General features: G+C 43.2%; 13 protein-coding genes and 1 pseudogene. 4 read left to right on the top strand and 10 right to left on the bottom strand.

The window, feature by feature from the left end:
- Window positions 1-401: 401 nt before the first annotated feature.
- Window positions 402-2,249 (bottom strand): annotated as a pseudogene (locus LYNGBM3L_RS50430) (tetratricopeptide repeat protein); the annotation flags it as partial.
- Window positions 2,250-2,788: 539 nt separating this feature from the next.
- Between LYNGBM3L_RS50430 and LYNGBM3L_RS16920 the strand changes: the two are divergent.
- Entirely contained in the window at window positions 2,789-2,986 is a 198-nt protein-coding gene (locus tag LYNGBM3L_RS16920) for a hypothetical protein (protein ID WP_008185695.1), read from the top strand.
- A 22-nt stretch (window positions 2,987-3,008) separates the two neighbouring features.
- Here LYNGBM3L_RS16920 and LYNGBM3L_RS16915 read toward each other — a convergent pair whose 3' ends face one another.
- The gene (locus LYNGBM3L_RS16915) at window positions 3,009-3,356 is read right to left on the bottom strand and encodes a hypothetical protein (protein ID WP_008185693.1); all 348 of its coding nucleotides are present in this window, start codon (window positions 3,354-3,356) and stop codon (window positions 3,009-3,011) included.
- 18 nt (window positions 3,357-3,374) lie between these two features.
- Complete coding sequence (locus LYNGBM3L_RS40975) at window positions 3,375-3,575, bottom strand: hypothetical protein (protein ID WP_131827146.1); 201 nt, start codon at window positions 3,573-3,575, stop codon at window positions 3,375-3,377.
- A gap of 90 nt (window positions 3,576-3,665) precedes the next feature.
- On the opposite strand from LYNGBM3L_RS40975, the gene LYNGBM3L_RS16910 reads away from it, so the two are divergent.
- A complete protein-coding gene (locus LYNGBM3L_RS16910; RefSeq protein WP_008185691.1) occupies window positions 3,666-4,019 on the top strand; it encodes a DUF433 domain-containing protein in 354 nt (117 codons plus the stop codon).
- Entirely contained in the window at window positions 3,994-4,371 is a 378-nt protein-coding gene (locus tag LYNGBM3L_RS16905) for a DUF5615 family PIN-like protein (RefSeq protein ID WP_008185689.1), read from the top strand. Before LYNGBM3L_RS16910 ends, LYNGBM3L_RS16905 begins: the two co-directional genes overlap by 26 nt.
- A gap of 153 nt (window positions 4,372-4,524) precedes the next feature.
- On the opposite strand, the gene LYNGBM3L_RS16900 is transcribed toward LYNGBM3L_RS16905, so the two are convergent.
- The 6 genes from LYNGBM3L_RS16900 to LYNGBM3L_RS43770 all read right to left on the bottom strand — a co-directional run bounded on the left by LYNGBM3L_RS16900 (window position 4,525) and on the right by LYNGBM3L_RS43770 (window position 10,578).
- On the bottom strand, window positions 4,525-5,964 hold the full coding sequence (locus LYNGBM3L_RS16900) for an NHLP bacteriocin system secretion protein (RefSeq protein WP_008185687.1): 1,440 nt from the start codon (window positions 5,962-5,964) through the stop codon (window positions 4,525-4,527).
- A 658-nt stretch (window positions 5,965-6,622) separates the two neighbouring features.
- Window positions 6,623-6,817, bottom strand: coding sequence for a hypothetical protein (locus tag LYNGBM3L_RS16890; RefSeq protein ID WP_131827145.1), 195 nt, complete (start codon window positions 6,815-6,817; stop codon window positions 6,623-6,625).
- Window positions 6,818-7,049: 232 nt separating this feature from the next.
- Window positions 7,050-7,442, bottom strand: a complete 393-nt coding sequence (locus LYNGBM3L_RS16885) for a type II toxin-antitoxin system VapC family toxin (RefSeq protein WP_008185681.1) — start codon at window positions 7,440-7,442, stop codon at window positions 7,050-7,052.
- Complete coding sequence (locus LYNGBM3L_RS16880) at window positions 7,439-7,672, bottom strand: type II toxin-antitoxin system Phd/YefM family antitoxin (protein ID WP_008185679.1); 234 nt, start codon at window positions 7,670-7,672, stop codon at window positions 7,439-7,441. Before LYNGBM3L_RS16880 ends, LYNGBM3L_RS16885 begins: the two co-directional genes overlap by 4 nt.
- A gap of 161 nt (window positions 7,673-7,833) precedes the next feature.
- The gene (locus LYNGBM3L_RS16875) at window positions 7,834-9,963 is read right to left on the bottom strand and encodes an NHLP bacteriocin export ABC transporter permease/ATPase subunit (RefSeq protein WP_008185676.1); all 2,130 of its coding nucleotides are present in this window, start codon (window positions 9,961-9,963) and stop codon (window positions 7,834-7,836) included.
- 447 nt (window positions 9,964-10,410) lie between these two features.
- Window positions 10,411-10,578, bottom strand: a complete 168-nt coding sequence (locus LYNGBM3L_RS43770; protein WP_008185674.1) for a hypothetical protein — start codon at window positions 10,576-10,578, stop codon at window positions 10,411-10,413.
- 437 nt (window positions 10,579-11,015) lie between these two features.
- On the opposite strand from LYNGBM3L_RS43770, the gene LYNGBM3L_RS43765 reads away from it, so the two are divergent.
- A complete protein-coding gene (locus tag LYNGBM3L_RS43765) occupies window positions 11,016-11,183 on the top strand; it encodes a hypothetical protein (RefSeq protein WP_008185669.1) in 168 nt (55 codons plus the stop codon).
- Window positions 11,184-11,411: 228 nt separating this feature from the next.
- Here the strand turns inward: LYNGBM3L_RS43765 and LYNGBM3L_RS16870 are convergent, their stop codons facing one another.
- A complete protein-coding gene (locus LYNGBM3L_RS16870; RefSeq protein ID WP_008185667.1) occupies window positions 11,412-13,598 on the bottom strand; it encodes an NHLP family bacteriocin export ABC transporter peptidase/permease/ATPase subunit in 2,187 nt (728 codons plus the stop codon).
- Window positions 13,599-13,940 lie beyond the last annotated feature (342 nt).

Below are 13,940 nucleotides of genomic sequence, written 5' to 3'. Positions count from 1 at the left end.
AAGGGTTTTTGCCCACCCTACAAGCTTATTAAAGGGGTTTTCAGCATTTTGAATCTTAGAACAGTGCGTAGGGTGGGCAAAATGATATTATCTAGAATTTTTCAAAGAACCAAAGGGTTTTTGCCCACCCTACAAGCTTATTAAAGGGGTTTTCAGCATTTTGAATCTTAGAACAGTGCGTAGGGTGGGCAAAATGATATTATCTAGAATTTTTCAAAGAACCAAAGGGTTTTTGCCCACCCTACAAGCTTACAAAGAATCAACGGCTTTTTGCCCACCCTAAAATAAGTTGCGTAGGGTGGGCAAAGTGATATTATCTAGAATTGTTAAAACAACCAAAGGGTTTTTGCCCACCCTACTTACTATTGCGTCATTGCTCAATCTTGGGTAGAATCCTCAAAGGTTCTAACTTTCAGAGCTTCTTGGAAATAAGCGTTGGCAAGTTCAAGATTCTGTGCTTTCTCACCTTTGATGCGGTTACGGTAAGCAATACTGAGATTATATTTTGTATCTGCCCAATCTTCAGGAAAATCCTCAAAGGTTCTAACTGTAAGAGCCTCTTGGTAACAAGCGATTGACCGTAGGTCACGCTACGCGAACGCATCTTCTAGGTTTTGTGCTTTGGGACCTTTAATTCTTTCATAGTAAGCATTACCGAGATTGTTTTGAGTCGATGCCCATTTTTCGGGAAATGCTTGACTGGTGCGTACTTCTAAAGCCAATTGGTAGCAAGGGATTGACCGTAGGTCACGCTACGCGAACGCTTTTTCAATATTCTGTATTTTCTGACCTTTGATTCGGTTACGGTAAGTAATACCGAGATTGAATTGAGTCGATGCCCAATCAATAGGAAAAGCTTCACGGGTGTGTACTTCTAAAGCCAATTGGTAGCAAGCGATTGACCGTAGGTCACGCTACGCGAACGCTTTTTCTAGGTTTTGTGCTTTCTGACCTGTGATGCGGTTACGGTAAGCACTACCGAGATTTTTTTGAGTCGATGCCCAATCAACAGGAAAAGCTTCACGGGTGTAAACTTCTTTTGCCAATTGGTAGCAAGCGATGGCATTTTCTTGGTTTTGTGCCTTCTGACCTGTGATTCTGTTAACGTAAGCACGACCGAGATTGAATTGAGCCATTGCCCATTGTTCGGGAAAAGCTTCACGGGTGTAAACGGCTAAAGCCAATTGGTAACAAGCGATTGACCGTAGGTCACGCTACGCGAACGCATCTTCTAGGTTTTGTGCTTTGGGACCTTTAATTCTTTCATAGTAAGCATTACCGAGATTGTTTTGAGTCGATGCCCATTTTTCGGGAAATGCTTGACTGGTGCGTACTTCTAAAGCCAATTGGTAGCAAGCGATTGACCGTAGGTCACGCTACGCGAACGCTTTTTCAATATTCTGTATTTTCTGACCTTTGATTCGGTTACGGTAAGTAATACCGAGATTGAATTGAGTCGATGCCCAATCAATAGGAAAAGCATCACGGGTGTAAACGGCTAAAGCCAATTGGTAGCAAGCGATTGACCGTAGGTCACGCTACGCGAACGCTTGTTCAATATTCTGTCTTTTCTGACCTGTGATTCTGTAATAGTAAGCACGACCGAGATTTTTTTGAGTCGATGCCCAATCAACAGGAAAAGCATCACGGGTGTAAACGGCTAAAGCCAATTGGTAGCAAGCGATGGCATTTTCTAGGTTTTGTGCCTTCTGACCTGTGATTCTTTTACCGTAAGCACGACCGAGATTGAATTGAGCCATTGCCCATTGTTCCGGAAAAGCTTCACGGGTGTAAACGGCTAAAGCCAATTGGTAGCAAGCGATGGCATCTTCTAGGTTTTGTGCTTTCTCCCCTGTGATTCTGTCAGAGTAAGCAATACCGAGATTGTTTTGAGTCATTGCCCATTGTTCGGGAAAAGCTTCACGGGTGATAACAGTTAGTGCCACTTCATAGCCAGTGATGGCAATTGAACTATTGCTGGCTTTATCACCTAAGGATAATTGCTGAATTAGATTGCTAAATTCAACAATAACTGCTGCTAGGTATTCCGCTTCATCTGCTTCCGCTTCTGCCAGCTTAGTTGTTGCCCAATCCCGCAATAATTCTGCTAATCTAGGATTAATTTTGTCTGTATTTGCTTGCAGTAATGGGTAAACTATCTGGGCGTCACCATTACTGTCTGCGCTTGCTTGTAGTACCTGTAACAGAAACTTGAGTTGGGCATCAGATGTGTTGCGATTACCACCCATCATTAACTCCCATGTCTGGTGTATTGTTAACCCTTGAGCCTTATAGCCCTACGCGCAAATCAAAAGTATAGGGTTTTTAGGGAGCAGGGAGCAGGGAGCAGGGAGCAGGTAAGAGTGAATTGCAAACCGCTGTATTGATAATTGTGATATTTTTGCCATCATGGAAGTAACTCCTATTTAGGTGGGAGGAAAACCGCGCTGGCGTCGGTGAATGGTTTTAACCAGCGCGGTTATTAGTTTCAGTCTCAATATATATAGTATAGATAACTCCTGGTAAAAATGCAAGGGGTTATTTAAGATTTTTACATTTATTTACAAACACTATTTGTAGGGATTTATGGATTCAATTATGGATAAATAATGATAGCAATGTCAGTCTAGATTAGGACATATTTTTTTGATTTAAAAGGTAACAATAAAGTTATATTGTTGCTTTTTTTATTAACTTTAAAATTTTCATAAAAAACTTTCAAAAACCCTTGACAAATAAATATATAATCATTACAATAATCAATGTAAACAAATTGAATCTTTGACCTATGTCAGAATTTACTCCAAACTCCAACAAACAAGCCGTTAAGCACATCTTAAAGGGGTCTCGTAAAGCAGTACTCAACACGATGTACGCCCTTTATGGTCTGCGCTATGCTGAGATTTCCGAATGGAGTCCTCTGCAGCCCACTGAAGTTCCAGGGGAATTCATTACTATCATGACCAAGTATTTGTTGTTGCCATAACACCTTGTCTTGATGCAGTCGCTCATGGGGGAAACCCCCAAGACCGCGCTGCATCGCTAAATTTCTGGGGGGGTTTCCCCCCCTTGGCCAATCCCATCGGATCACGTCCGGATTGGTTCGGAAACTTCTGACATAGGTGATTGAAATAGCCGTCGATAGTATTTCTACGGCTATTTTTTTTGTTTTGAGACTTATAGAAAAAGGGAATCGGGAATCGGGAATCGGGAATCAAGAATTGGGAATTGGGAATTGGGAGCGGTGCGACCCGTGGCGAATTTAATTCGCCTACGGAAAGCGCACCGAGAGAATTGGGAATCGGGAACAGGCAAAGCAATACTTGTGGTTCAGTAAGCCTGTACTCCAACATCATCAAAGTATGATAAAATTCTTAATTATAACAGTCGCCAGGGTAATTAGGACATGACAAAAGTCTCAAACTACAGTATGGCAAGAGTTTAACTTCTGACTTCTGACTTCTGACTTCTGACTTCTGACTTCTGACTTCTGCTATATAACGAGCTAATAAGCTAATACAGCGTTTTCCATAACTATTAGGTGCCCTTGACCCATTAAGAATTAAATTCGCCACGGGTCGCACCTGAGGTACACAGCATTTTTTACCTCTTGCCTCTTGCTTATTGCCTGCTCCCTGCTCCCTACTCCCTTTGCTATAAAATAAATGCAACTAGAAAACTATTTTGACTTCCTAAGTGTGGACGATATTCGGCTCAAAGGCACAAGAATAGGAATAGAAACTATTCTCTATGATTATATCCATCGTGCCCGCACTCCCGAAGAAATTGCCGAAACCTATCCATCCCTAAATCTAGAACAGGTCTACGCTACTATTCTTTATTATCTACACAATAAAGAAATGGTGAGCCAATATGTTGCTGACTGGTTAGAGTGGAGTCACCAGCAACTGAAAGCACAGCAACTTAATCCCTCCACCTCTGCGCTGCGATTGCGGAAGTTGAGAGCAGAACGAAAAGTAATGAAAAAAGCTGATGACTCTCAAATATCTATTGGATGAAAATGTCAATCCTGCTTACAAAATCCAATTGACCCGGAATTCTCCTGATTTGGTGATGTGGGTTGTTGGTGAACCGAATACTCCTGCAAGAGGAACGTTAGACCCACAAATTCTGAACTGGTGTGACGAGTATGGTTTTGTGCTGGTGACAAATAATCGTAAATCTATGCCGACCCACTTAGCTGATTATATTGCAGAAGGGAATCACATACCAGGCATCTTTATTCTCAACACCAAGTTAAGTATGGGAGAAAATATTGATGAGTTGGTTTTTCTAGCTGAGGCATCTTTTGAAAGCGAATATCAAGACCAAATTATTTATCTTCCACACAGTTATAGCGTTTCTAAATAGCTCATGAAAACCCTTGACTACTCTTCCCGACTCCCTGTTCCCTGCTCCGAGGCTCCCTGCTCCGAGGCTCCCTACTCCCTACTCCCTACTCCCTACTCCTTGTTCCCTGTTCCCTAAAACCTAAAGATTTTTACCTAACCCAATTGATAATTTCTATATCCCACTCCACTCTCTCAAAATAGGCAAAACCCAAGTAATGGGCGTACGCTCTTCCACTGTTACCCTTACGGTTGTTGTGGTTCCTGGAGAAATTTTTAACGGGGGTCCGAGGGAAGATGACCATTTATAACCACTGGGGGTTTTGGAGTCAAGTTGTAATTTAGCGATCGCTTCGATTTTACCTCCTTCTTCGCCCATTAATTTTTGTACCACTTCGGGGTTTCCGATCACCGAACTCGCCCCTGCTGAGGTGATTGAAAAGGGAGAAACTTCAGTTATTTTCCCGACAATTCCCCCATATCTTGTCCGTTTTACTGTATCCGGTGTAATTAAAATCTTCATGCCCGGTTGAATTTTTTTGCCATCTTCAACAGGAAAATAGGTTACGCTGATCATATCCCTAGCTTTCCCTGGTGTTTGTAGGGTTCCCAGGGGATTTCCGGGGTTGAGATATTGCCCCACAGTAGCCGTTATTTCTAGAATGCATCCGGTATGGGGACTTTTAATAATACTGTTGTCTGCAACTTCCTTTTGCAATCGGGCGATGGCTTGCTGTATGTCCTGAATTTGATTATTATCAGTATTGGTAGCTTCCAGATTATCCTGTTCTAGTTGTTTACTACGGGTGTCTAGTTTTTCTAATTCCGCTTTAATTTGAGTAATACTATTGATATTTTCTAAATACTTCTGTTGTAGCTCCGTTTCCTGTACCTGCAACTGTTGCAATTGGGCTTGAATCTCGGAGATAGTTTGACGGGTTTCTCGATAGTCTTGTTCTGCTTGTAAAATCCGTTCAGAAGAAATTGCTCCTTGTTTTTGCAAGTCCCGTTGCTTGGCCAGTCGCTGTTGTAGTATCGGGGTTAATTCTTCTGCATCTTTGAGCTGTTGTTGGAGGCTGCGATGCTGGCTCAAGATGCTAGTTAATCCTTGATTTTGGAGCTGGGGAGTCAAGGTTTCAGTATCTCGTAACCGTTGTTGTAAGCTGGTGCGTTCAGCAGTAATTGCTGTTGTTTCTAGCTGGGTGCGTTGTTGTCGCAGTAACGTAATTTTTGCTATTTGTTGCTTTAACTGAGCCAGTTTATCCCGTTGTTGTTGCAACTGCTGTTTTAGATCAGAGGGGTCAATGATTCCCAGGATATCGTCTTTTTTTACACATTGACCGGTGCGAATCGTTAAAGATTCCAACTGTCCGGATATCGGAGATTCCAACTGTACCACCCGACGGGGATTAATCAGCACTCCCTTACCCGTGACAGTGATCGGAATAGTCCCAACTATGCTCCAAAGTACCCCGATCAGGCCGAATATAGCTAATCCCCCCAAAGGTAGCCAATCCACGGGACTAACCACTGGCATTAACCGATCTAACTGTTCTGGGTCAGATAATCGGTCTAGGGCTTGCTGACGGAAGATAGGGGGTTTTTGCTGAGTCATTATCGGGGAGGAGGGAGCAGGGAATGGGGAATGGGGAATAGGGAATAGGGAATAGGGAGCAGGGAGCCGTCAGCCGTCAGCCGTCAGCCGTCAGCTTATTTTATTCAAAAACACTGATTGCGCTACGCGCACGCTGCGCGAACAGTAGCCTGGCCATAGATTCACAATCGCTATTTTACGGATAATTAAACCCACCTACTTAGCTGATAGCTGATAGCTGATAGCTGATAACTGATAGCTAATAACTGATAACTGATAGCTAATAGTTGATAGCAGACTTCCTTGACATATCCTACGTTTTGTCAATTACAATTTCTTCCAAACAAAATCCGATTGATTAGCTAACCCTATGTAAAATATAATAAACTTTGTAAAGTTGCTTGACAATAGTGCTATATTTCTTTGATTATAGTATTATGTTTGATCACCAATGGGTTAGTAAATAACTGCATCAAAGTAGTTGGTTATAAAGAGCATGACGCAATTACGCTCCTGGGGTGGGGGGCATCTTACTGCCCCAAAGCTCCTGGGGCGGCGGCGCAACTGGTGCCCCAACTTCGTCAATCTAAACCTACTTTACCTAACCTGGATCACCTACAACGGATCCATCAGATCATCATTAAAACTACCACTAAACGGCAAAAAAAATGAAGAACAATCAAACCCACCAAACTCCACCACAAAACTCTCGACCCAACTCTGAGTCGGTCAACTCAAACTCCACCACAAAACCCTCGAAACTCTCCAAACTCTCTTTGTGTGAATTGGAGACGATAGCGGGAGCGGGAATGGGTATGTGAGGGGTGGGAATACCTGAAAATACCACAGACCTAAGGCATTGGTAAAAAACCATTTGACCCATCCCAGGGCGTTGGGTTCGCCTCGATAAATTGATTAACAACCATCCCAACGCCGATCAGCCTTTGATTACCTGGCACGGGCAATACGGTTGCTGTTTTCACCCCAGCATTGAGCTTACTTCCTATGTAGCTCTTGCTGGGGGTTTTGCTTTTTGGTTTTAGCAATCGTTAAGTCTAGAAAAGGTCTACGCTAATAAGGCTGATTGTCACCCTGTCAGGTTTGTACTACCAAATCACATCTGAGTAAAAATTTCTGATTTCTCTGTCTGCTGTGATGATTGAAGCTTGATGGCTGATAGCTAGTGCTACAACGACTCGATCAACAGGATCTCGATGATCCCATGCTAGCTTGACACTTTCTAACCACAGATCTTCATCAATCGGGACAATTCTGACAACACTAGACTTTTTCAAAGAAGCAACATACTTATTAATATCAACTCCTAAATCTAGTTTTTTATTTTTGATTTTTATCGCAATTTCCCAGAGAGATATGGATGGAACAAGACCATTTTTTTTCGTTTCCATTTGGTGGCAAACGTCTTTCGCAGATTGAGAAAGCTTATCTGGATCTAGACTCCACCAAATCAAAGCGCAAGTATCGAGAACAATTTTCACACTTCTCCCCATTCTGCTGTTGTAGGAGTTGTTAAATCCTCAAAATACTGTACTTTACCGCGCATTTGCCCAAATAACTGTTCTGTTGAAGGGAAATTGCTGGCGTATTTAGAAATGATCACCACTGGTTTGCCCCGATCAGTAACTACAATTTCTTCCCCTTCTGACTCGACAAGCTGCAAGAACTCCAGCAGTTTGCTTTTTAGTATACTTTTGGAAATTGTTTTCATTATGAAACTATTAACGGAGCTAGGTAATAATGAAATTATATCACATTTACAGGGTTTTTAATAGCTATCAGATATACAGGATTTTTCACCTCTTGCCTCTTGCCTCTTGCCTCTTGCCTATTCCCTACTCCCTACTCCCTATTCCCTACTCCCTATTCCCTTCACACCATCTGTCGCGCCATCAAATCAGCAAACAACCCCTCAACTGCTGCCAATTCCTCAAAACTTCCCTGCTGTACTATCTTCCCACCATGCAACACATAAATCCTATCAGCATGACGAATAGTACTCAAACGATGGGCAATTACTATGCGAGTTACCCCCAATTTTTCTAAACTATTAGTAACAATTGCTTGGGTGCGATTATCCAACGCAGATGTCGCTTCATCAAACAACAAAATCTGGGGTTTGTGTACCAAAGCGCGGGCAATAAATAACCGTTGTCGCTGTCCTCCAGAAAGATTCCCACCCCCTTCGGAAATAATAGTATGTATCCCCATGGGCATGGCTTGAATATCCTCAGCTAATCCCGCCATCTGCAACGCTTCCAGAGCTTTATCTTGGGTAACAATTGCCCCCCCAGCAATGTTTTCCCAAATTGAACCACTCATAATCCGCCCATTTTGCAGCACTACCCCTAACTGTCGCCTGACCGCTGCAATATCTAATCCCGATAAATCTTTGCCATCATAAAAGATTGCTCCCGCTTCGGGAGTTTCAAATCCCAACAGCAACCGCATGATAGTGGATTTACCACTCCCCGAGGGACCGACAATAGCAATAAATTCTCCAGCTTTCGCGTCTAGGGTAATTTTATCTAAAACTAAAGGACTATCCTGGCGGTAACGAAAGCAAACCTGGTTTAATTTCAGTTGACCTGAAAGCCTGCCGGGATGGTACTTATCAGCATCAACTTCTGGCTTTGTCTGTAAAATTGGTTGGGCGCGTTCCCATAAAATACTGATATCTAAACTATCAATCAGAGTGTTGCTTAATCGGGTGGCGCTGGTGATAAAGGTACCGAAGGCAGTATTAAATGCCAGAAATGTACCAGTAGATAATCCTGTTTCCCCTACGGACTGTGCCATTAAAGCAACAGTAAATCCAAACAGCAGCATGGAACTTACTGCTGGTAACATTACATTAAACGCAGTTAGTAAGTCTTCCACTAACTGGGTACTCAATATCAGTTTTACCTGCTGAGTGTATTTTTTCGCCCAGCAAGCAAACGCCTCTGATTCAGCAGCAGCAACTCGTAATTTCGAGATGCCACCAATTAACTGCACTGTTAGTCCAAAGATTTCTCCTGAAAGCTGCTGGAGGGGACGCATTTTCCGCCTGGTAATCATACCGGATAGGGTAGTAATAATTACTGCTACTAAAGCGATAGCGATCGCAACGAATGCCAGAGGAAAACTGTAGACTATCAATAGTCCTAGATTTAGCAACGAAAATAAACTGGTAAATAGGGTTCGCAAAATGCTACCGCTAAGTCGATCACGAATCTGATTAACAGCGGAAACCCGATTGTGTAAATCCCCTGTGGAATACTGGCGGAAAAAGGCGGGTTTGAGTTTGAGCAATCTATCCCAAAGGGCGGCTTGAGTATCATAACTGACTTTGGTTTGCCATCTCAGGATCACAAAACTTTGAGCCAATTGGAATATCATCACCCCAAAGCTAGCGGCTAACAATCCCAAACCCATTTGGATTAATAATTGGCGTTTAGCGTCGGGAATGGCAGAGTCGATCAGAATACCAGTAATTTGTGGTGTCAACATCCCGAATAACGTTGCAACTACTCCCACTCCCAGGATTTTCAGCAAGTCTGGAGCACGACCTCTGATCGTAAATTGGAGAATATCCCAGACTGTAATCTCTTTATCGGGTAAAGGCCGATAAAAGGTATAGGCAATGGCAGCAATTGTTGTGGCAGTGTTACGGTTGAGGGGGGTGCGGGTCAACTCGACTGGGTCAAGGATTTCATACTTGGTGGCTTTGAGCGGTAGCAGAGCGACTGGTTGATTTTCTTCCTTAGTAAAAGCCAGCAGGGGACCACAATCTGTTTTCCACCAGTTACCAGTGAGGGTGACTCGACGGGTGCGGAAACCGGAAGCCCGTGCGATCGCGTCTAGGGTATTGGCATTTTCTGATTTAGCAGCAGGACGAATGGTTATCCCTAAAGCTTTGCCGATAGCACCTACAGCAATTAACAGCGGGGTTTCTCCTTCGGGGATGTCGGCGGTGGGATTGAGGATTGAGGCGAGTTCCCTCAGGGCTTTTTCTGTCATGGGACAGGGAAATATGATAGCCTACTGAATTTTATCAAAATTGAGGTTAATGAACTCTTAGGATCAGCCATTACTGATGCTATTCCTCAGATTATCGAAATCCTTATGTAAATATTTTTTACAAAAAATCTTTTCTCTGCGTAAAAGAAAAAGATTATCCCGAAGTAATAATTGAGGGCTTCAGGAAAGCGTCCGCTAGCCCAGGATTTGATCCGTTTAAGTCGTCATAACTTCGATAATTATTGACGAGGTATGAGTGATTAATCGTAGGGTGGGCAGTGCCTACCAACGCGGTTTGCAAGCTTCATTATCTGTCTGGTGCACTGCCCACCCTACATGAACTGCATAGTCGGTAGTGATAAACATGTAGTGGGTAGTGGTACACAAGTAGTGATTTTAGCTCCCGTTACCTTGATCAGACCGTAGCAAACCACTACATCTTTACCACTACGACACATTTGCATTTAACGAATCAAGACGTTTATTGCCGCCAGCTATAAAACCACCGCACACCTTGCTTAACTCGTCGTCAGTCAAGGCCAATAAGGTGTTACCCCTTCCTGATGAGTCTTTGGTTGATTTATCGGTCAGTTCTTCTATTTTGATTCTAGCCATTTAAATCACCTTTGATTTAGTAAGTCAGCTTTGACATACTTCCTACACTAATCAGTGTATAGCTATGAGTAACTTCCTACACTGATCAGTAGGGCAGTTTTGAAACTGCCACAATGGTACAGATTGGATTCACTATCTAGATCAGATCATGAAGCATCACCCAGAGGTGCAACCCCGTAATTTAATTCGTCATAGGAAAGCAAGTAGCTTGCTGCCCCAGTGGCACTTGTTGGGGGTTTGTTTTTTGGGTTTTGGTTTGTATCTGTTGCCAAATCCCTTATAGTTTATCGCACAATATTTACGGCTAAAAATTTAGCATAAAATGTGATGAACAACCAAATATCTTAAATATACCTATTGACTGAAATATTAAATAATGATAAATAAATAATTAAGGTTAGTTCAACAGATAAAAAAAACGAAACCAAGCTCAGACTATGAAGTTAAAAAGAAACAATTTTCAATCTCAGGAACCCGCAATTCAGCCAATTACTCCCTCCAAACCTCAACCCTCTAAACTCTCAGAACAGGAATTGGATAGCTTAGTTGGTGGACTAAGTTGGGGGGGCTGGAGTAACACGAGTTACACCTATCGTTTTTGGTAAAACAGGATAATGCTTTGAGTCCAACACGCTGAAAAAATAAAAGGGTATAGGTGCGCTTTCCGGATTAAGAATTAAATTCACCACAGGTCGCACCTGTGGTAACGATGTAGTGGTTTAGCTACAGTCTGCTCAAGGTAACAGGAGCTAAAATCACTACTTATTTACTACTACCAACAAAATCAAGGTCATACTGTTAAGTTAAACAAAAATAATTGGTAACCTAAGCAATCAACCTTCTGAACGAATCAACTGCTCATACACTCCCCCTTCCTCCCACAATTCCTCATGAGTTCCCCGCTGCACTACCTTACCCCCTTCCAGCACAATAATCTGATCACAATCCCGAATCGTACTCAGGCGGTGGGCTACCAAAATACAACTACACTGACGCGATCGCAAATTTGACACAATCATTTGTTCTGTCTGGGCATCTAAAGCAGACGTTGCTTCATCCATCACCAAAATTGCTGGATTTTTCACCAATGCCCGGGCAATTTCCAACCGTTGTCGCTGTCCCCCACTTAAATTCACACCCCCTTCCAGCAATTCCCCGTCATATCCCCCCGGAATTGCCATGACTGCTTCATGGATAACCGCATCTTGACAAGCTTGGACTAATTGCTGATCGGTTACTGTAGCATTCCATAAGGTCAAATTATCCCGCACCGTCCCGCCAAACAGAAAGATATCCTGTTCCACCAGAGATAAAGAACTGGCCAAGACCTCTCGCGGAATTTCCCTTCTAGGAGTCCCATCCAAGAGAATCTCCCCTTCCCAAGGTTGATAAAGTCCACAGATCAGTTTAGCCAGGGTAGATTTCCCCGAGCCACTGGCACCCACTAAAGCCACCCTTTCTCCTGGTTGCAAGGATAGATTGAAGTTCTCAATCAAGGGCGGGTCTACATGGGAGTAACCAAAAGTAACATCCCGTAACTCCACATAACCTTGCAATCGGGAATCAGTAATGTCACTGTCTACGTCATTTTGAATTTTGAATTTTGAATTTTGAATTTTGACTTGTCTTGTCTCCACTTCCGAATCAAGGGAATTACCCAACACATCATCTAAACGATTCAAATCCCCTTCTAATTCCTGGAGGGTACTCCCGAAATCTACCAAGGTATTAACAGGTTGTTGAAAACTGATCATCAAACTTTGAAACGCCACCAACATCCCAATACTGAGGTTTCCATCCATCACCCGCCAACCCCCAACCACTAAGATCAACATCGAGGTTAAGGAGGTAAGTAATATGGGCAAAACCCCCAACATCTGGTTTGTGACTTCCAACTCTTGCTGAGCGATCGCAGCTTTGGCATAATAACCAGACCAGCGGGAAAAGAAATCCGACTCCAAGGCTGATGCTTTCAAGGTTTCCATACTCTGGAGGGCTGCAATACTTACCCCCGCAGCTTTTCCCCAATCTTGGACTAAGCGCATATTAGCATCCACCCGCTGTCTGGCTACCCACTGCAAGGCCAAGCCATTGATGGCGGAAAAACAGATACCAATTAAGGTCAGTACTCCATCATAGGCCAACATCACCACAGCGTAGAACAATATCATCACCGTATCAATCACCGTAGTTGCCAATTGTCCAGATAGCACCTGACCTACTTTATTATTCAGACTGGCACGATTGCTAATTTCCCCGGCATATCTTTGAGCATAAAATCTCACAGGTAATCTCAGAATATGCCATAGGAAACGAGTGGACATCCCGACAGCCAGCTTAATCCTCAGCTTTCGTAAATAGCGCAGTCGCAGCAGGGTCAGAATCCCTTGAAACACCGTGGTAATAATCATCCCCAAAATTAGGGGACGCAGCCATTCCGTGCGATTTTCTACCAGAATCTCATCCACAAACACCTGACTGAAAACTGGGATAGCTAATCCTGGCAGCACTAACAGAAATCCTGCCAAAATACAGTATAAAATTGCCCCAACTGAACCTTGTAAACGGTCAATCAATGCTAAGATAACACTAGGTTTACGACCCCCCTTGTTAAACTCCGGTCCCGGTTCCATTACTAGGATAATCCCAGTAAACCCCTCATCAAATTCTTCCCAAGACACCCTGCGGGGACCCGTAGCGGGGTCATTGAGGAATACCCAATGTTTGCTGAATCCTTCCACGACCAGGAAGTGATTGAACTGCCAAAAGACAATGTAGGGGGGAGATACTTCTTGAAGTTGTTCTAGGTCTTCTGCTTTAAAGCCATCTGCAACCATTCCGTAACCTCTAGCAGCAAGAATCACATTAGAAGCTTTGCTGCCATCACGGGAAACCCCACACTCAATCCGGAGTTCAGCTAACGGGACAATGCGATTATAGTAAGCAAGAATAATAGCTAAGGAAGCGGCTCCGCATTCGACTGCTTCCATTTGTAAAATAGTAGGAGTTCTAACACGCATTTATAGCATTTTTATTTTAAGGGAGCAGGGAGTAGGGAGTAGGGAATAGGGAGTAGGGGTAATAAAATTTAATGTACCTAATAAGTTAAGTATTCAGCTATCAGCTATCAGCTATCAGCTATCAGCCTTGGCCTGTGGCCACACTACTTGAGGTGCTTTTGAATCAAATAAGCACCTCAAGTAGCGTGAGCTTTTAGCTCACGGCTGACCGCTGACCGCTGACCGCTGACGGCTTACTCACAAACAAAAAAGTACCCTGATTGGGTACTGTTGAAGCTTGATGTCATTGTCCATAATGCAAAACAAGCCTCGCTAAAATCATGAGGCTTCTCGCCGGATAAA

It is taken from the genome of Moorena producens 3L (genome assembly GCF_000211815.1).
GTDB lineage: Bacteria > Cyanobacteriota > Cyanobacteriia > Cyanobacteriales > Coleofasciculaceae > Moorena > Moorena producens.
This window is presented reverse-complemented; position numbering and strand designations above follow the sequence as displayed.